Here is a 1007-nt window from a genome sequence, read left to right on the forward strand (position 1 = left end):
AAGTCGGCCTCTCGAATGAACCGCTCTCGAAAACTTGGGTCGGCGGAGACATCGGCGCGCAAAACCTTCAGCGCTTCCAGCCTGGGCAACCGCGGATGTCGAGCCAAATAGACCTCACCCATTCCGCCGCTGCCCAACAGCCGCACCACGGTGAACCCGGCGAAATCCGCCCCTTCCTCTAGCGGCATGCGCCGCATACTACAAGCGCAGCGGCTGACCAGTGACACTCCGACAAAAACAGCGTCGACTCGGGATAGTGCGTAGCGGTGCATTCTTGAACAACCGGCGATGGGCGTCGTTAACATTTGCGCATGCCGTTGATGAGCGGTGCCTCGTTCGCCGGCTACACCATCGTGTCGCTATTAGGGACCGGTGCGATGGGTGATGTCTACCTCGCTCAGCACCCACGGTTGCCGCGGCGGGACGCCCTCAAGATTCTGAACGACCAGCTATCCAGTCAACCCGACTACCGGGATCGGTTCATCAGGGAGGCCGACTTGGCGTCGTCGCTGTGGCATCCACACATCGTTGAGGTGTATGACCGGGGCGAATTCGAGGGTGATTTGTGGATCGCGATGCGCTACGTCGACGGGTTCGATACCCGTCGAGTGCTTCGGGAAAGCTGTCCGTCCGGAATGCCGGCTGCCGATGCGCGGACCGTAATTGCCGGCGTCGCCAGCGCGCTGGATTATGCCCACCAGAAAGGCCTGCTGCACCGCGATGTCAAGCCGGCCAATATCCTGCTGACCCGTCCACAGGGCGGAAAGCAACGTATCTTGTTGACCGACTTCGGCATTGCCCGCAATCGGGACGAGATCAGTGGTCTTACACAGACAAACATGACCGTTGGTACGGCCGCCTACGCAGCGCCCGAACAGTTGATGGGCGGCCACATCGATGGACGGGCCGATCAGTACGCCCTAGCCGCCACCGCGTATCACCTCCTTACCGGCGTGCCGGTGTTCCCCAACACCAATGCGGTCGCTGTGATCAGCGCGCACCTCACG

The 1007-nt window shown here is 61.4% G+C and carries 1 protein-coding gene and 1 pseudogene; one reads left to right on the forward strand and one right to left on the reverse strand.

What is annotated here, in order from left to right; translation table 11 throughout:
* Positions 1-188: pseudogene (locus tag A5744_RS00435) on the reverse strand (serine/threonine protein kinase); the annotation flags it as partial.
* 123 nt (positions 189-311) lie between these two features.
* On the opposite strand from A5744_RS00435, the gene A5744_RS00440 reads away from it, so the two are divergent.
* Positions 312-1007: serine/threonine-protein kinase (locus A5744_RS00440; protein WP_139331180.1), on the forward strand; the 696-nt coding region annotated here is incomplete at its 3' end.

Origin of the sequence: Mycobacterium sp. IS-1264 (genome assembly GCF_001954195.1) — a bacterium.
Classification (GTDB): Bacteria; Actinomycetota; Actinomycetes; order Mycobacteriales; family Mycobacteriaceae; genus Mycobacterium.